Annotated in this window: 23 protein-coding genes; 14 read left to right on the top strand and 9 right to left on the bottom strand. The window is 38.3% G+C overall.

What is annotated here, in order from left to right:
• Window positions 1–56 precede the first annotated feature (56 nt).
• The 3 genes from BLR27_RS06800 to BLR27_RS06810 all read left to right on the top strand — a co-directional run bounded on the left by BLR27_RS06800 (window position 57) and on the right by BLR27_RS06810 (window position 1558).
• On the top strand, window positions 57–392 hold the full coding sequence (locus tag BLR27_RS06800; RefSeq protein WP_090702512.1) for a tRNA-binding protein: 336 nt from the start codon (window positions 57–59) through the stop codon (window positions 390–392).
• 4 nt (window positions 393–396) lie between these two features.
• Window positions 397–873 carry a nucleoside deaminase gene (locus tag BLR27_RS06805; RefSeq protein ID WP_090702516.1) on the top strand — a complete coding sequence of 159 codons (477 nt, stop codon included), beginning with the start codon at window positions 397–399 and terminating at the stop codon, window positions 871–873.
• A gap of 76 nt (window positions 874–949) precedes the next feature.
• Window positions 950–1558, top strand: coding sequence for a superoxide dismutase (locus BLR27_RS06810; protein ID WP_090702519.1), 609 nt, complete (start codon window positions 950–952; stop codon window positions 1556–1558).
• Window positions 1559–1796: 238 nt separating this feature from the next.
• Here BLR27_RS06810 and BLR27_RS06815 read toward each other — a convergent pair whose 3' ends face one another.
• Complete coding sequence (locus BLR27_RS06815) at window positions 1797–2735, bottom strand: hydrogen peroxide-inducible genes activator (RefSeq protein ID WP_090702523.1); 939 nt, start codon at window positions 2733–2735, stop codon at window positions 1797–1799.
• A gap of 364 nt (window positions 2736–3099) precedes the next feature.
• Here BLR27_RS06815 and BLR27_RS06820 point away from each other — a divergent pair, with 364 nt between their 5' ends.
• Together BLR27_RS06820 and rluF are read left to right on the top strand one after the other, a co-directional pair.
• Window positions 3100–5559, top strand: coding sequence for a zinc-dependent metalloprotease (locus tag BLR27_RS06820; protein ID WP_090702526.1), 2460 nt, complete (start codon window positions 3100–3102; stop codon window positions 5557–5559).
• 68 nt (window positions 5560–5627) lie between these two features.
• A complete protein-coding gene (gene rluF, locus BLR27_RS06825; protein WP_090702530.1) occupies window positions 5628–6368 on the top strand; it encodes a 23S rRNA pseudouridine(2604) synthase RluF in 741 nt (246 codons plus the stop codon).
• 4 nt (window positions 6369–6372) lie between these two features.
• Here the strand turns inward: rluF and BLR27_RS06830 are convergent, their stop codons facing one another.
• The 7 genes from BLR27_RS06830 to BLR27_RS06860 form a co-directional block, all read right to left on the bottom strand.
• Complete coding sequence (locus BLR27_RS06830) at window positions 6373–6876, bottom strand: hypothetical protein (RefSeq protein WP_090702533.1); 504 nt, start codon at window positions 6874–6876, stop codon at window positions 6373–6375.
• A gap of 148 nt (window positions 6877–7024) precedes the next feature.
• Entirely contained in the window at window positions 7025–7375 is a 351-nt protein-coding gene (panD, locus tag BLR27_RS06835) for an aspartate 1-decarboxylase (protein WP_090702536.1), read from the bottom strand.
• Between the two features lie 209 nt (window positions 7376–7584).
• A complete protein-coding gene (locus tag BLR27_RS06840; protein WP_090702540.1) occupies window positions 7585–9312 on the bottom strand; it encodes a M56 family metallopeptidase in 1728 nt (575 codons plus the stop codon).
• Entirely contained in the window at window positions 9309–9674 is a 366-nt protein-coding gene (locus BLR27_RS06845; protein WP_090702545.1) for a BlaI/MecI/CopY family transcriptional regulator, read from the bottom strand. The genes BLR27_RS06840 and BLR27_RS06845 overlap by 4 nt, the downstream gene beginning before the upstream one ends.
• A 117-nt stretch (window positions 9675–9791) precedes the next feature.
• Window positions 9792–11627, bottom strand: coding sequence for a glutamine--fructose-6-phosphate transaminase (isomerizing) (gene glmS / locus BLR27_RS06850; RefSeq protein WP_090702548.1), 1836 nt, complete (start codon window positions 11625–11627; stop codon window positions 9792–9794).
• 74 nt (window positions 11628–11701) lie between these two features.
• The gene (locus BLR27_RS06855) at window positions 11702–13084 is read right to left on the bottom strand and encodes a DUF4270 domain-containing protein (protein ID WP_176767626.1); all 1383 of its coding nucleotides are present in this window, start codon (window positions 13082–13084) and stop codon (window positions 11702–11704) included.
• Between the two features lie 102 nt (window positions 13085–13186).
• Window positions 13187–14011, bottom strand: coding sequence for a glycogen/starch synthase (locus BLR27_RS06860; protein WP_090702555.1), 825 nt, complete (start codon window positions 14009–14011; stop codon window positions 13187–13189).
• A 147-nt stretch (window positions 14012–14158) separates the two neighbouring features.
• Here BLR27_RS06860 and panC point away from each other — a divergent pair, with 147 nt between their 5' ends.
• From panC to BLR27_RS06890, 6 genes are all read left to right on the top strand, one after another.
• Window positions 14159–14998 carry a pantoate--beta-alanine ligase gene (gene panC / locus BLR27_RS06865; protein WP_090702883.1) on the top strand — a complete coding sequence of 280 codons (840 nt, stop codon included), beginning with the start codon at window positions 14159–14161 and terminating at the stop codon, window positions 14996–14998.
• Window positions 14999–15009: 11 nt separating this feature from the next.
• Window positions 15010–16023 carry a lysylphosphatidylglycerol synthase transmembrane domain-containing protein gene (locus tag BLR27_RS06870; RefSeq protein ID WP_176767627.1) on the top strand — a complete coding sequence of 338 codons (1014 nt, stop codon included), beginning with the start codon at window positions 15010–15012 and terminating at the stop codon, window positions 16021–16023.
• Complete coding sequence (rfaE2, locus tag BLR27_RS06875; RefSeq protein ID WP_090702562.1) at window positions 16001–16495, top strand: D-glycero-beta-D-manno-heptose 1-phosphate adenylyltransferase; 495 nt, start codon at window positions 16001–16003, stop codon at window positions 16493–16495. The genes BLR27_RS06870 and rfaE2 overlap by 23 nt, the downstream gene beginning before the upstream one ends.
• Window positions 16496–16788: 293 nt before the next feature.
• Complete coding sequence (locus BLR27_RS06880) at window positions 16789–17928, top strand: acyl-CoA dehydrogenase (RefSeq protein WP_090702566.1); 1140 nt, start codon at window positions 16789–16791, stop codon at window positions 17926–17928.
• Between the two features lie 16 nt (window positions 17929–17944).
• Window positions 17945–19192, top strand: a complete 1248-nt coding sequence (locus tag BLR27_RS06885) for a TlpA disulfide reductase family protein (RefSeq protein ID WP_090702569.1) — start codon at window positions 17945–17947, stop codon at window positions 19190–19192.
• Window positions 19192–21315, top strand: coding sequence for a M1 family aminopeptidase (locus BLR27_RS06890; protein ID WP_245704462.1), 2124 nt, complete (start codon window positions 19192–19194; stop codon window positions 21313–21315). The genes BLR27_RS06885 and BLR27_RS06890 overlap by 1 nt, the downstream gene beginning before the upstream one ends.
• Window positions 21316–21365: 50 nt before the next feature.
• Here BLR27_RS06890 and BLR27_RS06895 read toward each other — a convergent pair whose 3' ends face one another.
• Window positions 21366–21713, bottom strand: coding sequence for a phage holin family protein (locus BLR27_RS06895; RefSeq protein WP_090702572.1), 348 nt, complete (start codon window positions 21711–21713; stop codon window positions 21366–21368).
• Between the two features lie 32 nt (window positions 21714–21745).
• Here BLR27_RS06895 and BLR27_RS06900 point away from each other — a divergent pair, with 32 nt between their 5' ends.
• From BLR27_RS06900 to nusA, 3 genes are all read left to right on the top strand, one after another.
• Window positions 21746–22201, top strand: a complete 456-nt coding sequence (locus BLR27_RS06900) for a hypothetical protein (protein WP_090702575.1) — start codon at window positions 21746–21748, stop codon at window positions 22199–22201.
• 136 nt (window positions 22202–22337) lie between these two features.
• A complete protein-coding gene (rimP, locus tag BLR27_RS06905) occupies window positions 22338–22802 on the top strand; it encodes a ribosome assembly cofactor RimP (protein WP_090702580.1) in 465 nt (154 codons plus the stop codon).
• Between the two features lie 32 nt (window positions 22803–22834).
• On the top strand, window positions 22835–24070 hold the full coding sequence (gene nusA, locus BLR27_RS06910) for a transcription termination factor NusA (RefSeq protein ID WP_090702583.1): 1236 nt from the start codon (window positions 22835–22837) through the stop codon (window positions 24068–24070).
• Window positions 24071–24095: the final 25 nt, after the last annotated feature.

Here is a 24095-nt window from a genome sequence, read left to right on the forward strand (position 1 = left end):
GGGGCCATCCCGATGATGCCTCTCCATAAATTCACAATTCATGCTTAACTTTGAGCATGGAAGAAATAAGCTGGTCTGATTTTGAAAAGGTAGCCTTAAGGGTGGGTACAGTTCTTGAGGTTCTTGATTTTCCTGAAGCAAGAAAACCGGCCTACAAGCTTAAAGTAGATTTTGGTGAATATGGAATTAAATGGAGCAGTGCACAGATCACTAAACACTACTCCAAAGAAGATTTAATAGGCAGGCAAGTCATTGCAGTGCTGAATTTCCCAAAAAAGCAGATTGCAAACTTTATTTCAGAATTTCTGGTCACCGGATTTGCAGATCAGGATGGTAATATTGTTCTGACTGCCGTTGAGCGTCAGGTTCCAAATGGTTCATCTTTAATTTAGTTTTATGAAATATATCAGTTTTACAGATGAGCCGGCCATTAATCCTGATGATTTTTTTATGAAGGAAGCATTGAAGGAAGCACAAAAAGCACTTGCTTTGGATGAAGTTCCGATTGGTGCGGTGATCGTTCATGGAGGAAGAATTATTGGCAGAGGACATAATCTCACTGAGCAGCTGAATGACGTTACCGCCCATGCTGAAATGCAGGCTTTTACAGCAGCGGCAAATTATACAGGTGGAAAGTATTTGAAGGATTGCACCTTATACGTAACTATTGAACCTTGTGTAATGTGTGCCGGCGCATCGTACTGGACACAGATAAGTCGCATAGTATATGGTGCCAGGGATGATAAAAGAGGCTTTTCACAGGTTTCTGACAGGATCATCCATCCTAAAACTGAGGTGGTCGGTGGTGTCAGCTCTGAAGAGGCTGCCAGATTGATGAAAGACTTCTTTATTTCCAAACGTGATAAATCTTGACAACAAATTGAATAAGTTCTAACTTTTCAGTCTTATATTTGTTATAGAAAATAGTATAAACCCTAATTATAAAAAGATGGCTTTTGAACTACCCGCGTTAGCTTATGCAACAGATGCATTAGAACCGCATATCGATAAAATGACAATGGAAATTCACCATGGCAAACATCACCAGGCTTATGTGGATAATCTGAACAAGGCTTTGGCCGGTACTGATGGTGAAAACCAGAAGATCGAAGATATCATCAAGAATATTTCAAAGTATGCTATGGCAGTTAGAAATAACGGTGGCGGTCATTTCAATCATACTCTTTACTGGTCTATTATGTCACCAAATGGCGGTGGTGCCCCAACTGGTGATCTTGCAAAAGCAATAGATACTGCTTTTGGTTCATTTGATGAATTCAAAAAGAAATTTGCTGAAGCAGGTATGACTCGCTTTGGATCAGGCTGGTCATGGCTTTCTGTTGCTGCTGATGGAAAATTACAGGTAAGCTCAACTCCAAATCAGGATAATCCTCTTATGGATATTGCTGAAGTAAAAGGTACTCCAATCTTAGGAATGGATGTTTGGGAGCATGCTTATTATCTTAAATATCAAAACAGACGTGCTGATTATGTTGCTGCATTTATGAATGTTGTAAACTGGGATGCTGTATCTGAAAGATTCGCGAAAGCAAAATAATTTCAAGAAATAAAACTTTATTGGAAAAGTGATGTATTAGTAATACATCACTTTTTTATTTTAAAGATTATGAGAAAATTATTCTGGATTCTGGCTATTACTTCGGTTACCTTTTTATCGTCCTGCGAAATTATTGGAGGCATCTTCAAAGCAGGTGCTTATACAGGCATTTTTGTCGTTGTAGTAATTATAGCTTTGATTATATGGCTTTTGTCAAAACTTATGAGGAAGAATTAATTCAGGAATAGATCTCTAAAATTTCCTTTTTATTTTTGTTGCGCATCCGCTTAGGTATAGCGTCGAGAATTTCTTTTTCCAATGCCATGATCAATTTTCTCTTTAGAAAGTTTCGATGCGTTACAATACTGATTTCACGGCTTGGTTCAGGCGATTTAAAATAGCGTACCCTGTCTAGTTGCTTCACTGTGAAATCACTTATCGATAATTCAGGCAATAAGGTTATTCCATTATTCATCTCTACCATACGTTTGAGTGTTTCTACACTATCAGTATTATACTCAAATGGTTTATGATCATCTGATTTTTTTCGCTTACATATATTGAGAATTTGGTTGCGCATACAATGACCCTCATTTAGTAACCATAGATCATCCAGATTTATGTCGGAAGGCATGAGATTCTTCTTGCCCATCAGCGGACTGGATTTTGAAAGATAGGCAACAAATGATTCGTAGAATAAAGGGATTTCCTGCAGGCTCTTATCTTCCAGTGGTGTAGAAAGGATCCCGCAGTCTAATAGTCCATTTTTAAGTTCATGAATGATCTGATCTGTCATATATTCCCAGATCACCAGTTGAACATCCGGGTACTTATCCATAAAAGCAGAAATTACTTTTGGCATCAGATAAGGTGCCATAGTAGGAATAATTCCAATTCTAAGTTCTCCTGATACAACACTCTTTTGATTACTTATTAGTTCTTTCAGCTTATAGCTCTCCTTGAGAATATTTCGTGCCTGCTCAAGAACCTCTGCTCCGATCTCTGTTGGTGTGATAGGTTGTTTGCTCCTGTCAAATAGTTTTACTCCCAGTTCTTCCTCTAATTTTTGAACCTGCATACTCATTGTAGGCTGTGTAACAAAACATTTTTCTGCCGCGATCCCGAAACTTCGATAAGTATCAAGGGCAACAATATATTCAAGTTGAACTAAAGTCATTTTATAGATTTAAACTATGTAAATATAATAAATATTGATAATATCTATAATAATATCATGAGTAAACTATGATTTACAGACATATGCGAGATAAACAAAATCATGCTATTGATTTAATCTATAGAAATATAATAACTATCAATAATGTCTATGGTATTATTTGCAATTCTAAATCTTCACGAATTCTATTCGCAATATTTTTATTTGCGCTCTCCTATATATCCAGATTTTTTAGCCTTAGGGTTAATTTATATCATTAAAAATTAGCTTGTTTTATTCTTTCGTAGGAAGCATTCAGTATTTATTCTGCAACTGATCTATTGTTAACTAAATATTTATAGGTTTATTTGATAAACCAATTCTGATGAAAATGCTTTTCCAATCTCTCAAATTAAGTAAAACATGGATCGTGTTTACAATCCATATCATTTCATGCAGTATTTCTATGGCACAGTCAGGAATTACCATTGCTGAAAAAACAAAGAATATGAAGCCGTATAATGGCTTTATAAATTATTATTGGGATGAGAGCACCGGGAAGATCTGGTTGCAGATCGATGAGCTTGATAAAGAAATTTTATACCAGACCTCTCTTCCGGCTGGTTTGGGTTCAAATGATGTTGGCCTCGACAGAGGAGTTATGGGTACCACCTATATTGTTAAATTCAGCCGCACAGCTAATAAAGTGTTAATGATCGAGCCCAACTACGCGTACCGGGCAGTGAGTGGTGGTGAAGCTGAAAAAAGAGCTGTCGAACAATCGTTTGCCCAGTCGACGATATGGGGTTTTACTGTTGCTGCCGAAACTGGAGGTTCAGTCCTTGTTGATGCAACTGATTTTATCATGCGGGATGCATTAAAAGTCTCTAACCGTTTGAGAGGCTCAAAACAGGGGAATTATAATTTAGATGCCGGCCGCTCGGCTATATATTTGCCAAGAAGTAAAAATTTCCCATTAAATACTGAGCTGGAAACAACGCTGACCTTCATTAATACTGATGGGCAAACTGGTAATTTTGTAAATTCCGTTACTCCTGCTCCGGAAGCAATCACTCTTAGAGTTCATCATTCATTTGCGCAATTGCCCGACAATAATTTTCAAACGAGGCTTTATGATGCACGTTCTCCATATATCACGAATTCCTATTTTGATTATAGCAGTCCTGTGAATGAACCAATTCAGAAAAACACGATTCTTCGTCACCGTCTGGAAAAGAAAGATCCTTCCGCTCTAAAGAGTGAAGCCATAAAACCGATCATCTATTATCTTGACAATGGTACTCCGGAACCCATCAGAAGTGCTTTAATGGAAGGTGCCGGCTGGTGGAACCAGGCTTTTGAAGCTGCAGGTTTTATCAATGCTTTTCAGGTAAAAATTCTTCCTGAAACGGCCGACCCGATGGATCTGCGCTACAATATGATCAACTGGGTACATCGCTCAACAAGAGGCTGGAGTTATGGTGATGCTGTTGTTGATCCGCGGACAGGTGAGATAATCAAAGGAAATGTAACATTGGGATCTCTGCGTGTTCGTCAGGATTATCTGATCGCACAGGGTTTACTCGCTCCTTTTGAAAATAATGCCTTGCCAGCTGATGATAAAATGTTGAAAATGGCCTTGCAGAGGTTAAAACAGTTGTCGGCGCATGAAATAGGACATACCATTGGTTTAATGCATAACTATATTTCGAGTTCTCAGAACAGGGCCAGTGTAATGGATTATCCGCCACCCATGGTTACATTAAATGCAAGCAATGAAATCGATTTGAATAATGCCTATACCAATGAAATTGGGGAATGGGATAAGGTAAGTATCCAATATGGATATTCACAATTCCCAAAGGGGACCAATGAAGCCGAAGCTTTGAATAAAATACTGAGCAATGCGGCTAAAAATGGACTGACATTTATCTCTGACAGGGACGCCCGTGATCCTGCGGGACTTCACCCTGAAGCGCATTTATGGGACAATGGAAATGATCCGGTAAAGGAATTAAAAAATGTGATGAATGTTCGTTCAAAAGCTCTGTCAAAATTTGGTTTGAACAATATCCCGCAGGGTACACCAATGGCAATGCTGGAGGATGTTCTGGTTCCTGTTTACCTTTTCCACAGGTATCAGGTAGAGGCGGTTTCAAAGCAGGTTGGCGGGATGTATTATTCCTATGCAATTAAAGGAGACGGGCAAATGGTAACACGTTCTGTTTCTAAAGAAGTTCAGCTTGAAGCCTTGAAAGCTCTCGCAGATTGTATGGATCCTAAAGCTTTAACACTCCCGGAAAGTATTATCAGGTTGATTCCTCCCCGTCCGGCAGGCTATGGAAATTCTAAGGAACTGTTTACCAGGAGAACCGGTCTGGTATTTGATCCGCTGGCTGCAGCAGAAACAGCTGCCGATATGCCTCTCTCGTTTTTATTCAATGCGAGTCGCCTGAATAGAATGGTTCAATATCAGGCTTCAAATAAGGGTTTGGGTGTGGATGAAATGATCAGTTTACTGATAGCAAAAACCTGGAAATCACCCAGACTTAATGGGATGGAGGGTTTGATACAAAAACAAAATGAGCAATTACTGCTTACCTATCTCCTTTCAGCTTCTATCAATGATGATGCATCTTTTGCTACTAAAGCACAGATCCATAAATCGCTGGAGGATTTGAAAACATATGCAGGAGCTCAGTTGAAGGCTACAACAGATAATACCTATAAAGGTTACCTGATTCTTACACTGGATCGAATGAAAACTCCAGAAAAGGCAAAACCAACACTTCATCCTATAGCACCTCCGGGAGCTCCCATCGGCTGTATGATGGATGAAATATAATTTATTGGAATACTCTTTGCCTGATTTATTTAACGGGCATTGGGGCTGTAAAATGGAATACTGTAAAAATGACTTCTGAAGATACTACCAGAATAAATAAATATCTGAGTGAGATAGGTTATTGCTCACGCAGAGCTGCTGATAAGCTGATACTTGAAAATAGGGTTACTATCAATGGGAGCGTGCCTGAAATGGGGACCAAGATCATCCCTGGTGATATTGTGAAAGTTGATGGGAAACTGGTCTCCAAACCTGAGGAAAAGCCTGTTTATATAGCTTTTAATAAGCCCATCGGAATTGTTTGCACCACTGATACCAAGGCTGAAAAGAATAATATTATTGATTATATTAAGTACCCAAAACGCATATTCCCGATCGGCCGTTTGGATAAACCAAGTGAAGGATTAATTCTGCTGACAAGCGACGGAGATATAGTGAACAAGATCCTCCGTGCCAGAAACAACCATGAAAAAGAATATATAGTCTCTGTTAACAGGCCTATTACCCCCGAATTTCTGAAGAAAATGAGAAACGGTGTGCCAATTCTTGATACCATAACCCGGGAGTGTGAGGTTGAACAGATCGATAAAAATAAATTCAGGATCATTCTTACTCAAGGCCTAAACCGGCAGATACGCAGAATGTGTGAGTTCCTTGACTTTAAGGTTACGAAGCTAAAAAGGGTGAGAATAATGAATATTAAGCTCGATATCCCGATAGGAAAATGGAGATACCTGAGCATTGATGAAATGAATGAGATCAACAGACTGATCTCATCCTCCTCTAAAACTCATACAGACTCTGAATAAAGGGTTATTTCAATTCCCTCATAGGATACTTTAAAGCCATATACAGACTTAAAAACAAGCCGACCAGGAATACTCCTCCCATATATCCAAAAATTGCAAAGGCCTCCTTAGCTGCTTCACGACCCATTTCAGGGCCGTAGATTGCCGCAAAAAGCCATATAAATGGATAAAGAAAACCTCCAATTGAAACTGTATATGAAGTAATTACTTTAATTCTGTCTGGAGCTGATAAAAAGGAAATAAACAAAAGTACTCCCATGATCATTGCACCAATCCCGGTAGAATGGAAGTGAAACCGTTGATAATAACGCCAGTTTTTGTCCGCTTCAGATTTAAGTAGCGCTGCCTTTTCAACCGGATCCTGGATCTGATTTATCTTTTCATTCTTTTTAAGGCCTTCGTTGATATTATCCTTAAAATAATCTTCGTTTGCTCCGAAAATAATGGAGATAAAAACACCCCCTATAAGTGTTAAAATAGCGATTACGTATGGAATTCTATGTGTCATAATAATAAGTTTATAATATTTTACTTATAGGTTAAGTTAGGCATTTTCTGAAATATTTTTTGATTTTTTCATCTTGTTATTGTCTTTACATAAAAAAAGGGCCTTTTTTAGGCCCCTGTTTTATATGTAATAAATACTTTTTATCTGGTTACTTCAGTTTGTTAGTCTCCTCATCCGGAAAAATAACAATCGGTTTATAATTTCTGGCTTCTTCTATCTCCATTATGGCATAAGTTATAATGATTATAACATCACCTCTCTGTACCCGTCTGGCAGCAGCGCCATTCAGTACTATTTCTCCGCTACCTCTTTTGCCCGGAATAGTATAAGTTTCAAACCGCTCTCCATTATTGTTATTTACAATTTGCACCTTTTCACCATGCAGGATCTGTGCGGCATCCATTAAATCCTCATCTATGGTAATACTACCTATATAGTTAAGATCCGCATCAGTTACCTTGACCCTGTGAATTTTTGATTTTAAAATATGAACTTGCATATTGCAAAGTTAATGATTTAGATCGATTCCTATAAAGAATGCCATTTTCATTATATTCAGTATAGTTTATGCTCACTGGAATTGCATGCTTTTTTAAGCTATTAAGTCTTATTGTAGTTATTAATAGTTTACACACCCTGGCATTAAACCAAAATCCCCGGCTTTATTAAAACCGGGAATTTGCAATAATTATTCATTTGGAATGTACTTTATTTCTTTTTTAAATTTATTTCAATAACACTTTTTCCGTTTAGATCACTGTATCTTTTACTGGCACTTTCTCCTTTTATCACATTAATAGAATGAATATTACTGGGATCAACTCCTTTGAGTTTGGAGTTTTCAACTCTTTTTCCATCCACTATATAAACAACATTATCTGGTGTGTTATTTTTCCCCTTCGAAGGAATAAAAGAAATAGAATCAGCGATAAGCCGAATATCACCCTCTTGAATGCTGACCTTTTTGGGATCAGTCTCATTTTCCAGTTTTTTACCTTTGAATTCATTTATTAAGCCATTGATCTGTACTTTTTCGGTTCCTGCTTCTAAGGATTGACCCCTAAATTCAATAGTTTCCACACGGTTTACCTCCCTGGAAGCAGCTGGTTCCTGATTGAATTTAACTTGATCATTCTTTGTGGTAATTTCAATTGCTCCTGTTCTGCCATATAAGTTATACTTTCTGGCAGCTTCTTTCTCCCCAATGACTCTGATAGTTGCTATTTCATTTTTTTTGAGTCCCATTGTTGAATTGGCAATCCGACCATTAATTAAGATAACTGGCTTTTTTTTGTCGTCTTTTGAGTTTTCTATCCTTAAATATACTTCGTCATTGTTTTCGAAAGATTTTACCTCGGGCATCGGTGGCATCGGTGGCATCGGTGGTGTTGCTGGCATTGCTGGCATCGGTGGTAATGCAGGCATCGGTGGCAATGCTGGTATTGGGGGCGTCGGCGGCATTAAAGGTTCAGGAACTGCCGGGAGTTTAGGTTTTATGGTATCTGTCTGGTTTTCAAAATATACGTTTTCAAATTGTTCTTCCAGGATTTTAACTCTGTCTACCGCATTGACCCTGATCGAAAAAATTCCAAGGGCTATTATTATGACTGGTAATACCATTACCCTTCTTAGGTATGAATACCTTGTGTTATTTGATTTTGTTAACATAGCTAGTCTTCGTTTAATGGATGAATAATTAAAGGCATGAATTGGGTTTAAGAAATGTGTACCGTAATGAGTTTCCAATAATAGTTTTGCAAATGCCTCTGTATTGTTTTCACCAACTGCTTCTTCGTCTGCAATAAACTCATGAATTGTTTGAAGCTCTTTCTGTATGATCCAGTTGAATGGGTTGATCCAAAATAAAGAACCAATGATCTGGCAAAATAACCTGTCCCATGAATGCTTTTGCCTGATATGCGTTATTTCATGCTTAAATATTTTTTGTCCGTTCTCATCGTCTAAGTGGATTGACTTTTTCCAGAATAAGTTATTGAGGAATGAGAATGGCGCATTTTCGATATCAGTTTCAATAAATTCTATGCCTTCGAAATGTTGGACAAGAGATTTATTCTTTATTCTGTAAATCTTTAGAATACTGATCACTAATAGTATGAGAAGTGAAATACCGATCATCGCGATGAAAAGAAATATCCAGTCGCTATAAGCTATGGCATTCGCCGGACTTTGAATCCCAGGCTCTGCGATCATTAATAATAATTCTTCGCTAGTTGTTTCAGCTACCGGCTTTTCAAATGTGAACCAGTGAAAATTTAACAGTGGTACGATCAGGCTTAATGCCAGGCTGATTAAAAGATAGAAGCGATTATAATAATGAAATTTATTATCCTTCAAGGCTAAACGGTAATAGCCGTACATGATCGCTGTAATTACTGTCGATTTGAGAATGTAGATCAAAATAATTTCACTGCTCATGGCTTTTTGTTTTTGAGTTCTTTTAAAAGCAGTTCCAGATCTTCAATTGACATTTGTTTTTTATCAACGAGGAACGAAACCACATTTGAATAAGATCCGTCAAAATATCTTTCTGTGAGCCCTTCGATACTTTGCGCAGAATACAATGATTTTGAAACCACTGGATAATAGAGATTGTTTCGGTTTGGATTTTTGATACCAACAAAACCTTTCTCAACCAATATCTTAAGTAAGGTTGCAACAGTGTTGTTATGTGGTTTGGGATCGTCAAGCATTTCGAGGATGTCTTTGACATAGCCACCCGCTTTGAGTGACCAAAGTACCTGCATTATTTGCTCTTCTGCCTGTGTGAGTTTTTTCATTCTAACTAAATAATTAGTCAATATTATGACTAATTATTTAGTTAGACAAATTTTTTGCAAAAAATTTTAAATACCGCAATGAAATACGGTTTAAGGAATGGAATTTACTATTGATTTTTATTCTACCGTAACCGATTTAGCAAGGTTTCTTGGCTGATCTACATTGCAACCTCTCATTACTGCAATATGGTAGGAAAGCAGTTGTAAAGGTATTGTAGCCAGCAATGGCAAGAATATTTCATCCGCATCAGGTATTTCAATTACGAAATCTGCCATATTCTTAACTACGGTATCTCCTTCGGTTACAATGGCAATTACTTTACCTTTCCTGGCTTTTACCTCCTGGATATTGCTGATCACCTTTTCGTAAGAAGAGTTCTTTGTGGCAATAAATACTACAGGCATCTCCTCATCTATCAAAGCAATAGGACCGTGTTTCATCTCTGCTGCAGGATAACCTTCTGCGTGGATATAGGATATTTCTTTGAGTTTCAGTGCGCCTTCTAATGCTACCGGAAATCCGCTTCCTCTTCCAAGGAACAGGAAGTTTCTGGCATCCTTAAATTTTGCTGAGATCTCTTTAATACTGTCGTTTGAAAGCAGACATCTTTCAACCATGGTAGGAATATTGTCAAGTTCAGTAAGTAAATGAATTAATTTACTTTGTGTGATAGTACCCCTTTGCTGGGCCATGTATAAGGCCATCAGCGTGAGCACCGTTACCTGAGCGGTAAAGGCTTTGGTGGATGCTACCCCTATTTCTGGTCCCGCATGAGTATAAACTCCTGCATGGCTGAGCCTTGGGATTGAAGCACCCACTACATTGCAAATACCAAATATGGTAGCACCCTTTTCCTTGGCCAGCTCAATAGCTGCCATGGTATCGGCTGTTTCCCCCGATTGGGATACTGCGATAACGATGTCTTTTTCTGAAATGATGGGGTTACGATACCTGAACTCCGAAGCATATTCTACCTCAACAGGGATGCGTGCATATTCTTCTATGAGATACTCTCCAACCAGACCTGCATGCCAGGAAGTACCACAGGCAACAATAACGATCCGATCAATATTTTTGAGTTTTTCAGCAAATTCTTTGATGCCACCAAGTTGCACCAGACCTTTTTCAGGATAGATGCGGCCGCGCATACAATCCTTTATGGAGCGGGGTTGCTCATAGATCTCCTTCAGCATGAAATGATCGAATCCGCCTTTTTCAAGCATCTCAAGTTTCAGCTCCAGCTCCTGAACATATGGAATCTGAATCACATTATCTATGCTTTTGATCAGCAGTTCATTTCTTTTAATATAAGCGATCTCATTATCATTCAGATAGATCACATTTTTGGTGTACTCTATGATTGGAGAAGCATCAGAAGCAATGAAATATTCTTTTTCGCCAACGCCAAGTACCATCGGACTTCCTTTACGGGCTGCAATAAGTTCATCGGGTTCATCTTTGCTCATGATCACAATGGCATACGCACCAATGACCTCATTCAAGGCTATTCTGACTGATTCTCTGAGATCCAACCCAGTTTGCTCCTGTATGTCTTCAATCAGGTGAATAAGAACCTCTGTATCGGTATCGCTTTTGAAAATATGGCCCCTTGATAGGAGGGCTTCCTTTAATGAAGAATAGTTTTCGATGATACCATTATGAATAATGGCTAATCGGCCATCTCCGGATGTATGAGGGTGTGAATTTCGGTCGGAAGGTTCTCCATGGGTTGCCCATCTTGTATGGCCCATACCAATTGTGCCTTTCAGATCCTCGCTTTCAACTGATTTTTCGAGATCGCTGACTTTACCCGCTTTTTTATAAATATTCAGTGTTCCATTCATCAGCGCGACACCTGCGCTGTCATAACCGCGGTATTCCAGGCGGTGTAATCCTTTAATAACAATAGGCCAGGCTTCACGAAAGCCAATGTAACCAATTATTCCACACATGTTGGTCAGAAGTTTAGATTTTACTAAACTACTGATTTGAATGAATATTTTAAGGGGAGTTGGGAATTAGAAGCCTAATTTATTTTGCTGTAAATAATATTTAGCTTCATCTTATAACTAACTCCCGCTTTACCACTACCGATTACAGCACTTTTGGCAGTTGTTCCTGATGAAACAGGACCTGATTGACGATTATAATTCAGGCTTACCGGAGCAATGAAGGTGTCATATTGCTTTAATTTACCTTTAAGTATATTCTGAATATAGGTTGTAATTACAAACTTATATCGCTTGTTAGTCGTGTCATAAAAACCTCCAAAATCAAGGTCGGTCATTGAAACTACAGGATCGGTACTGAAATCCGGGATAAATTGCCTTTGGTTGGCTATGTCTGTCTGGTACAGCAATAACCTCTGGGCAGGTTTGAAATTATCAGTTCCGCCTACAACGGATACTATTAGCTCAGCCTTATTGATTGTGATATTGCCAAGACTTTTTAACTTATCAATATAGGGAAAACGAATACGTGTACGCAGCCCGCCTAATCCTTGAACATAGGTATAATCAAATTTCGTGTTAGGGTTATTCAGTTGTGCCTGAATATTTGTACCAGTATAATCATGTTTAAAATCTGCAATTACAGGCGATGAATTATTCTTAATAGGGAATTTGTGAAGGGTTGTATCTATTAAGGTGCCATTCTGGCTTTTATAGTAAACTTCAAGCCTGCTTGAATCCGTTAGGTTCAAAAATGCTATTCCTCCAGGGCCAGTAGTCTGAGCTTTATTAACAGTAAGGTACAGCCCCTTTATTGCTTTATTTAGTTCTGTATCACTGGATAAAACTGTTGAAGTGGCATTCAAAAAATTAGTGGTAACGAAGTTTCGATCTAATTGGATACGGATATGAGGTGGCTTTGTTTTTTGCACATCAGCTTTTCCTGTAACTAATTCGTAAACTCTCACACTATCTTTTAAATTGAATCTTAAAGATTTGCTGCCAAGTATTGTACTGCTATAACCTACAGCTTTTGTGTTATAATACGGAGTTGACTCACTCAGTGCATCTGTAAGTTGGTGAACCTCAACCTGAAATTGAGAAGTACTGTCACCATGGAATTCATTACCATAATATAATACCAATACTGCTGAATCTAACACCGGGCTTGTACCAAATGTAAGTCCCGGAGGATCAAGTGTTAGAGACATTGCAATGTTAGCAGTGGTTTTACCCATTATTGGATCATTCAGATATCCAAGGGGATACTGTTCCAGGGTATTGGTAATGATAGTATCTTCAGTTACAGTTGCAGCATTAACTGTAATGGTGTCTATAAAACTTCCTTTGATCTCTGTAGCAGGGTCAACATTAAGTCCGATTGACTCAGTTTCCTGACAGCCACTTAAAATAAAAAGACTTATCAACAGCGTTAATAAGTCCAGTTTGTATAATTTCATCTGTATTACATTTTTTTTTAAAAGCCTCATGACTCTATTTTTACTTCAACACTGACCAATATTAAATCATGTCAGTAGTTCAGGTCATTTGCTTATTTATTTTTATGCTAATGAAATAAGTTCTTCGCTAACTATTTCTTCGTAAAGGTTGTAATAATTTTCGTAATCTGAAGTAGAATTGAACTCCAGGGTCGGTTTATTGCCTTTTTTAACAAACTTTAACACTTCTTCATTAATGTTCTCACTTGCATAAACAACAGCATCTGAGTATGAAATTGCACCCAGGTTAAGAGCTGTATTGGTAGCCTCTGAATACATTTCAGTATGCTCTGCATTCATTCCATTCATTATTGCCTTTTTTGCAAAATCAGCATTTAATGAATTCTGGAAATGGTCATCGTAAACAGAGTAAACAACTTTTGAATTTTTAAAAGTAGGATCGTCTTTGTATATAGTTTTTAAATAAGCAGGTACTAATGAACTCATCCAGCCATGGCAATGAACAATTTCTGGCGACCAACCTAATTTTTTGACTGTCTCAAGAGCTCCTTTACAGAAGAAAATAGTACGTTCGTCATTATCTTCATAGAACTTATTGCTATTATCTGCGAAGACATGTTTTCTTTGAAAGTATTCCTCATTGTCGAGGAAATAAACCTGCATACGAGCTGAAGGGATCGAAGCAACCTTAATGATCAGAGGATTATCATTGTCGTTAATGATAATGTTCATACCTGAAAGACGAATTACTTCATGAAGCCTGTTACGACGTTCATTAATATTTCCGAAGCGGGGCATTAGTATGCGGATTTCGAATCCTTTGTCCTGCATCGCCTGTGGCAGGTGACGGGTAATCTCAGCAATTTTGGTTAATTCTAGGAAAGGCGACATCTCATGCGTAATAAAAAGAATCTTGGTTTTTGCCATCTCCGATTTGGTTAATTTGAGGTTGTGAAAAATTTTAGAAGAGCAAAGATAAGCATTATCTTATGAAATATCAATGATTTACGCAAATCGTTTTGGTTCTCGGGAAGTATTTAACCATTTTTGAGGCCAGTAAAATCAGTTTATATTTTGAAAATCTTTAATAGCAGACAAGCGGTTCATAACTATCTGAATGAATTGAGAGCATCAGGTAATTCTATAGGATTTGTTCCGACTATGGGGGCATTACATGCCGGGCATTTATCCCTGATTAAACTTGCAAGACAAAAATCCGATGTTATTGTTTGCAGTATTTTTGTAAATCCTACTCAGTTCAATGACAAGAAAGATCTCGAAAACTATCCGCGGCCGGTTGAAGATGATATCAGAAAACTGGAAGAAGTTAAGTGTGATGTACTCTTTATCCCTGGTGTTGCTGAAATGTATAACAGTACCGAGAAATGGAATATTGAGCTTGGTAACCTGGATAAGATCCTTGAAGGAAAGATCAGGCCGGGACATTATCAGGGTGTTACCCAGATCGTTAAGAAGTTATTCGATACAATAAACCCGCATTATGCCTTTTTTGGACAGAAAGATTACCAGCAGTTTATGGTTATTTCTTACATGGTCAAAAAACTTCGGGTAAAGATCAAGCTTGTGCTTTGCCCGATTATCAGAGAAAGTGATGGATTGGCAATGAGCTCCAGAAATATTTATTTATCACCCCCAGACAGGAAGAATGCACTTGCATTATATAAGGCACTATCTAAAGTAGTGGAATTATATAAAACTAAAACCATTGCACAGATCATAAAGGAAGTAAACTCTTTTTTGAAATCCGCTCCTGGTATAGAACTCGAGTATTTCGAGATTTTTAATGCAAAATCATTTGAAGCTGTTACTTCTAAACGTTCCGCAAGCCTTATTGCCCTTGTTGCAGCTAAAGTTGGGTCGATCCGTATTATTGATAATATGATACTTAAATAGGGTCACGATTTTTGAAAAAGTTAATAGCGAATAGCTTCAAATATTTCATTCTCCTGATTATAGGCATAGTACTTTTGTTCTTTGCCTTCAAAGATCAGGATCTGAATTTACTGCTTGAAGATTTGAAGAAAGCTCAGTATAAATGGGTATTTGCATCAATTTTCTTCGCAAATCTCGCTCATCTACTGAGGGCATATCGCTGGAGAATGATGATCAGTTCGCTGGGACATGGAACCCCTACGCTAATGAACACCTTCTATGCCGTACTCATTGGCTATCTGGCTAATCTTGCCTTTCCCAGGATGGGTGAAGTATCACGATGTGGGGTAATCAACAAAACTGATAAAATTCCTATTGTAAAACTAATAGGTACAGTAGTTGCTGAACGCCTGATAGATCTCCTGATGCTTGGGATTATTACATTTTTGGCAGTAATACTCCAGTTTGGTCTGCTATCAGATTTTCTCTATAATAACTTACTGATAAAACTAAGTGGAAGTACCGGTCAATTCACTCTTCTGGTTTTTGCATTCTGTATGATGATCCTTACACTGATCCTTTTCTATATTTTTAAAAATAGGGAGAAAATGGGAATTTGGGTTCGATTCCATAATTTCTATCTGGATATCAGGAGTGGAATTCTATCAGTTACGTCTATGGAAAATAAAGCTGGCTTCATCATTTATTCAATTTTGATTTGGATAATGTATGGATTATCCATTTACTTATGTTTTATTGCTCTTAAAGCTACTTCCGGTCTTGGAGCACTTGAGGCACTTTCAACGCTTGTTTTCAGTAGTCTGGCAATGATTGCTCCTGTTCAGGGAGGCATTGGGGCATTTCACTGGATGGTTTCAGAAGGATTGACCATTTATGGGATTGATAAAAGTAATGGACTTGCATTTGCCTTATTACTTCACTCATCTCAAACATTAATTATTCTGATTACTGGTTCAATAAGCTTAATTTTGCTATTTATCAGTTCACCAAAAAAGATCAGTAATGAGCAAGCTGGAAATTATTAAAGGAAAGGTCTTTCGTACTGAAGAGCTGCGCGCCAGACTGAATATTTGGCGTCTGCTTGAGAAGAAAATAGTATTCACCAATGGTTGCTTCGATCTGCTGCACCTTGGCCATATTGACTACCTTTCAAAAGCTGCCGATCTGGGGGATAAATTAGTTATCGGACTCAATTCAGATGCCTCAACATCGGCTCTTAAAGGTCCGGGAAGACCAATAATTGATCAGTACTCCCGCTCGATCATGCTTGCCTCCCTTTCATTTGTTGATGCTGTTATCCTGTTCGATGAACCTACACCAATTGAACTAATTGCCAAAGTCAGGCCAGATGTCCTGGTTAAAGGTGCCGATTATACAGTCGATCAGATCGTTGGATCAGATCTCGTTTTAGAATATGGCGGTGATGTTCAAACCATTGAATACCTCTCAGGTTACTCCACCACTATTATTGAAAAAAAGATAAGATCACTCTCCTAACCCTTTTTTTTCATCCTGAAGCAGCAAATTGTTTTTATTTTTAATTTTTCGTTTCCCCTGCATTCAGGAAGTCATCCTGAAGCAGTATTCCATTATTTTGATTAAATAGTTATGTTCCTGCATTCAGGATGTCCTCCTGAAGCAGACCTCAATTATCATATTAAGCATTCATAACCCCTGCATTCAGGAAGTCATCCTGAAGCAGAGTTCTATTATTTTGATTAAACATTTATGTTCCTGCATTCAGGATTTCCCGCTTGAAACACTATTTTTGAACAACTAAACCAATTAGTATGTATTTTGAACTATCCGAAGAGCACCTGATGATACAACAGGCTGCAAGAGATTTTGCCAATAATGAATTGAAACCAGGGGTAATTGAGAGAGATGAACATCAAAAATTTCCTCATGAACAGATCAAAAAACTAGGAGAGTTGGGCTTTCTTGGTATGATGGTCGATCCCAAATATAATGGCTCAGGAATGGATACCATTTCGTATGTTCTTGCCATGGAGGAACTCTCAAAAATAGACGCTTCTGCTTCTGTTGTTGTTTCTGTCAATAATTCCCTTGTTTGTTTTGGCCTTGAAAAATATGGTAACGAATTTCAAAAGGAAAAATATCTGAAGCCATTAGCTGCCGGAGAAAAGATCGGCGCATTTTGTCTGTCTGAGCCTGAAGCTGGCTCAGATGCTACTTCCCAGCATACCACTGCCGTAGATATGGGCGATCACTACCTGTTGAACGGAACAAAAAACTGGATCACAAATGGTGGTAATGCTTCTACATACCTGGTAATCGCTCAAACTAATTCCGCACTAAGACATAAAGGTATTAATGCGCTTATTGTTGAAAAGGGAATGGAAGGTTTTAGTGTTGGGCCTAAAGAAAATAAACTCGGTATTCGCGGTTCTGATACTCATTCTCTGATGTTTACAGATGTTAAGGTACCTAAGGAAAACCGGATTGGTGAAGAAGGTTTTGGCTTCACTTTTGCAATGAAAACTCTTGATGGGGGAAGAATAGGTATTGCCTCTCAGGCATTGGGCATAGCTTCCGGTGCATATGAACTGGCATTATCCTATTCAAAAGAACGTAAAGCATTTGGGAAACCTATTGCAGGCCATCAGGCCATACAGTTTAAGCTGGCAGATATGGCAACTGAAATTGAGGCTGCCAGGATGCTTTGCTTAAAAGCTGCCTGGTTAAAAGATCAGGGACTGCCTTATGCACAGGCAAGTTCAATGGCCAAGCTTTTTGCCTCTGAGGTAGCCATGAAAACTACCGTTGAAGCTGTTCAGATACATGGCGGATATGGCTTCGTTAAAGAGTATCATGTTGAACGACTTATGCGCGATGCCAAGATCACTCAGATATATGAAGGTACATCGGAGATACAGCGTATAGTTATTGCACGCGAGATTTTGAAATAATATAGTACATTCAACTATGAAATATATTTTCAATATTACATCATTATGGGTACTTATTACGGTATTTTCTTCCTGTAAAGGTACTTCTGACGACGGGTTAAAGGAAGGAATATGGCGCGCTACCCTCAAAACAGGATCCGGTGCAGAGATTCCTTTTAATTTTGAAGTGACCGATTCTGCAGATCAAAAATTTCTGGATATTGTCAATGGAAAAGAGAGATTCAGAGTTAATGAAATTTCTACAATATCAGATTCTTTAATTATTCAGATGCCCCTTTTTGATTCAGAGATCAGAGCAAAATTCAAAAATGAAACTCTTAGCGGACGATGGATCAAGCATTATGGAGATAGTGATGAAGTTTTGCAGTTTGACGCCAGACAGGGTGATTCATGGCGCTTTTTCAAAGTTAATTCTGAATCAAACACCGGCATAAGCGGTCGTTGGTCGGTAACCTTTAATAATATTGATAAAAAAAGCAGCTATGCCGCAGTTGGTGAATTTAGCCAGGAAAATGGCCGTGTTTTCGGAACATTCTTAACTGCAACCGGTGATTACCGCTTCCTGGAAGGAACAGTTTCTGATAATAAACTGTATCTCTCTTGTTTTGACGGGAGCCATGCTTATCTATTTACAGGTAAGCTTATGAATGACAGTACAATAACGGATGGTAAATTCTATTCAGGATTTTCTTCCATTGAAACCTGGACTGCTAATAAAGATGCTAATGCAATTCTTCCGGATGCTTATTCATTAACGGATCTTAAAGATGGGTATGATAAAATTGATTTCTCATTTCCGGGTCTTGACGGGGAAAAAGTATCACTTTCTGACGAGAAGTTTAAGAATAAGATCGTGCTTGTTCAGTTTTTTGGATCATGGTGCCCTAATTGCATGGATGAAACGGTTTACCTGACCAGCTTTCATAAAAAGTATCAGAAAAAAGGAATTGAAGTTGTTGCATTGGCTTATGAGCGTTCCAAAGATTTTGAACGTTCAAGAAAAAATATATCCCGATTGAGGGACAGATTTTCTGTGCCCTATGATATGCTGATCACAGGCTTTACGAATGATAAAGTTGAGGTTTCAAAAAGTTTACCGATGCTTAAGGAATTTATAGCTTTTCCAACTCTCATGATCATTGATAAAAATGGCAAGATCAGAAAGATCCATACCGGTTTTAGCGGACCCGGAACCGGAAGCCATTATGCTGATTTTGTAAAAGAGTTCGAGAAAACAATTGATGATCTTTTGGCAGAAAAATAATGATGAAATATAAATTAATACTATGCTGCCCCCTTGTGGCAGCATTTTTTCTGTTATCCTGTTCTGCACCCAAAATGGTGAACCTTGATCCGGTAACAGTTACTGAAAATATGCCCGGTTCAACAGTTTATCGCGGAAGCTATTCAAGAACGAATGACATAATAAATACCAGGCTTGACCTGAGTTTTGACTGGGACAGTGCTTATGTTCATGGGAAGGCTACAATTCTTGCAAAACCATATTTTTACGCCACAGATCAGTTGCTGCTTAACGCAAATGGTTTTCGTATCAATACTGTTTCGCTGGTTAACAGTTATGATAAAAAGCCTCTGCGTTATAGCTATGATGGCAAAATACTCTCAGTAACCCTTGATAAAGTTTATAAAAGGGATCAGAATTACACAGTTTTTATTGATTATGTGGCCATGCCAAATAAGTTGAAGGTCGGCGAAGATATTTCGTCCTCTGGTGACCGTGGGATCTACTTTGTCAACAAAGACGGTAAAGACAAGAATAAACCAAGACAGATCTGGACTCAGGGTGAAACCGAATGTAACTCAAACTGGTTCCCTACAATAAATGACCCTCAGGAAAAAATGACTCAGGAACTGAATATTACAGTTCCTAACGAATTTGTCAGCCTTTCAAACGGCAGCCTTGAATTTTCAAGTATGAATGGTGATGGAACACGAACTGATAGCTGGAGACAGGAGCAGGCGCATTCTACCTATCTGACCATGCTTGCTATTGGGAATTTTACGATCACCAAAGATAAATGGCGCGATAAGGAGGTAAGTTATTATACCGAACCTGCATATGCCTCAACGGCCAGGCTAGTTTTTGGAAATACTCCAGAAATGATGGAGTTTTTCTCTGTGAAACTTGGTGTAGATTATCCATGGGATAAATATTCGCAAATTGTTGTGAGAGATTTTGTGAGCGGAGCCATGGAAAATACCAGCGCTACAGTTTTGTACGAAGGATTAAATATGTCCGAAGGGCAGTATCTTGATCAAAATCATGAAGATATAATCGCCCACGAGCTCTTTCATCACTGGTTCGGAGATCTGGTAACTGCAGAATCCTGGGCAAACCTTCCTTTAAATGAGTCATTTGCAACCTATGGTGAATATTTATGGGATGAATTTAAACATGGACGAGATCAGGCGGATTTTAAGGGACTTCAGGATCTGTCGGCTTATATAAGTAATAAAAGTAAAGAGGATGAGGATGTAATTCGATTTAATTACGCTGACCGGGAGCATATGTTTGATGAGATCAGTTACCAGAAGGGTGGCAGGATCTTGCATATGCTGCGTAAGACTGTCGGAGATGAGGCCTTTTTCAAAGCACTGCATCTATATCTGACCCGTAATGCATATAAAACCGCTGAAATACATGATCTGAGACTTGTATTTGAAGAGGTGACAGGTACTGATCTTAACTGGTTTTTTAAACAATGGTTTCTGGCATCGGGGCACCCTGTGTTGAATATTCAAAACAATTTTGATCCTGAAAAGAAAGAAGTTTCTATAACGATCAGGCAAAACCAGGACCTGTCAAAAACTCCGCTTTACCGTATTCCTATGGCAATTGATATTTATTTAAATGGGAAGGTTGAGCGCAAAGAGATCGTTTTGGATAAGCAAAAGCAATCTTTTATTTTTCCTGTAGCCGGATTACCGGACCTGGTAAATGTTGATGCTGAAAAATACATTCTTGCAGAGAAATCAGAGGTTAAAACCCTGCAGCAATATGTATTTCAATATGGGCATGCGCCATTATTTATGGATAGAATGGAAGCGGTGATCATGTTATTGCAGATGAAAGATGAAAACCTTTCAAAAAGGACATTGATTGCGGCAATGAAGGATAAAAGCTGGGCAATTCGTAATACAGCTTTATCGGTAATTGAACACCTTTCAAACGAGGAGAGGACCTCGGTTTACGGAGAAATTAAGGAGCTGGCTCTCAAAGATAGTGTTTCGCAGGTCAGGGCTTCAGCTGTTGAAATTCTGGGAAAATATTACAGATCTATGGATAATCGCGGTGTATTCGCAATTACAGCCAATGATAAATCACCCGCTGTAAAGAAGGCTACTTCTGATGCATCAGAAAAATAAAGGAATCCAATCTCTGATTTTACAGGCAGAGATTGGATTTTGATAAAGCCTTAAACAGCTTTATCTGAACGAAAAGCAGAAAATACCATTTGGATCAAAGCAAGAACCACGGCAAATAATAAGGCAGAGAAAAAACCTTGTGTGTTGAAATCATCCATTAATTGATCAACCATTAATACCATCAGTACAGTAATAATAAATGACATTAGTCCGAGGGTTAAAAAGTTGATCGGGAAGGTCAGAATACGAAGAATCATACCGATTGTGGCATTGGCTAATGCAATGAGAATTCCGGCAATAATTGCACTCCAGAAATTTTCAACCGTTACTCCGGGAAGCAGGTATGCAGCAATGGCAACAGCAGCTCCCATTAATAATATTTCAATGATTAGTCTCATATTCTTTTTTTTTATGTAAAATGTAATTAACAATGAAATTGAATAATCTGTTTCACATTTTCATATTTTTTTTTCTGGTACTTAGTTCCTGCAGCCAGGAAAAGCCGAAAGACAGTACAACTAACGATTTGCTGATCGGCCTTTCTGCCGATAGTGCAGAAGTGGTATTATCCAGAGTGCCATCTTTTATAATTGATGAATTTCGCGCCGATTCCCTGGACAACATCCAGTGGGTCAATTTCTTTGCTGTTTATAAAGACACCACCGACCAGGAAATGAGAGATTTTCAACCCGCTTTGGAAGGAACTTATACGATCGCTGAGGGAACGGTCAGGTTTAAGCCTGAAACGGAATTCAATCCTGGCATTCCTTACTTTGCAAGGTGTTACACCAAAATGCTTCTAAGAAAGCCTGAGGATATTATTTCTACAAGAAAAATATTCACTACCGGTGACTTCATTGAATTTAAATTCAGTACAGATAAATAATATAAATGTATTGAAACCAGCTATTTGCAATGCCGGATAGTTTTTTTATATTTGCATCGATCTGAGAAGAGCCCCGACGTTATCGGGGCTCTTTTTTTACCTTCCCATTTTTCAAAGGGATCAAAAAAGGTCGATTATGAATATAGAGAAAAGGGTTGTTGAATTAGTTGAAGAGAAGATCGCTGATCGTCCGGATTTGTTTTTGGTCGACGTGCAGATGCATGGAAGCGGAATTTTGTCTATTTTAGTAGATGGCGATAATGGTGTTGCAATAAGTGATTGTGTTGCAATTAGTCGCCATGTGGGTTTTCATCTTGAGGAGGAAAATGCAATTGAACAGGCTTACAGGCTTGAAGTTTCTTCTCCGGGTATTGACACTCCGCTGAAATCATTTCGTCAGTTCCAGAAAAATATCAACCGTTCCCTGAAAATTAAGTTGACAGACGGTAATACGAAGGAAGGTAAATTGATCAATGCTGAAGAATCAGGGATCACCATTCAGGAAAGTGTGAAAGAAAAAGGGAAAAAAGCAGAAATGATAGAAAGCTTTATCCCATTTGAAAATATATCAGAAAGTATAGTTTTAGTGAGTTTTAAATAACGTCAGTCCCAGACTGACAAATTCAATAAAAAATGAGCAATATTAATTTAATCGATTCATTCCAGGAGTTTAAAGACTTCAAGAATATTGACCGTCCTACGGTTATTAGTGTGTTGGAAGAGGTTTTTCGCAGTATGTTGCGTAAAAGGTATGGTACCGACGAGAATTGCGATGTGATCGTCAACCCGGATAATGGTGATTTGGAGATCTGGCGTACACGTACTGTGATGGAGGATGGATTTTCTGAGGATGATGATCTGGAGATTGAACTGGCAGAGGCAAAAGCTATTGATGCTGATCTTGAAGTTGGGGATGATTATATCGAACAGATCACACTTGAAAGTTTTGGCCGTAGAGCAATACTTGCTGCCCGTCAGACCCTTGTTTCAAAAATTCTTGAACTTGAAAAGGACGAAATATTTAAGAAATATAAAGATCGTGTTGGCGAAATAGTTACCGGTGAGGTTTATCAGGTTTGGAAGAAGGAAACACTGGTACTTGATGATGAAGGTAATGAGCTTTTATTGCCTAAAACTGAGCAGATCCCGGCAGATTATTTCAAAAAGGGAGATTCTGTACGTGCAATTATCGAAAAGGTAGAAATGCTGAATGGCAACCCTAAGATTATTATCTCACGTACTGCACCTGAGTTTCTTCAGCGTTTATTTGAAATGGAAGTTCCTGAAATTTTTGATGGTCTGATCACCATTAAAAAGATTGTTCGTGAACCGGGTGAAAGAGCAAAAGTTGCTGTGGAATCTTACGATGACAGAATTGATCCTGTAGGTGCATGTGTGGGTATGAAGGGATCACGTATTCATGGTATAGTTCGTGAATTAAAGAATGAAAATATTGATGTTATCAACTTTACAAACAATATTTCATTGTATATTCAAAGAGCTTTAAGTCCGGCGAAGATCACAAGTATCAAATTGGACGAAGAAGAGAAGAGAGCGGCAGTATATTTGAAACCAGATCAGGTTTCCCTGGCTATTGGCCGTGGCGGACATAATATCAAGTTAGCCGGAAAGCTGACAGGATATGAGATCGATGTATATCGTGAAGCACATGAAGATGATGAGGATGTGGATATTGAGGAATTCTCAGATGAGATAGAAGGCTGGATCATTGATGAATTCAAGCGTGTTGGACTGGATACCGCGAAGTCAATTCTGGCACTGAATGCTGAAGAATTGGTAAAACGTACCGATCTGGAAGAAACAACTGTTAAGGATGTTATAGAGATTCTGAAGTCAGAATTCGAATAAGTTATTTGATCCGGGATATTTGGAA

The organism is Daejeonella rubra, assembly GCF_900103545.1.
Lineage (GTDB): Bacteria > Bacteroidota > Bacteroidia > Sphingobacteriales > Sphingobacteriaceae > Daejeonella > Daejeonella rubra.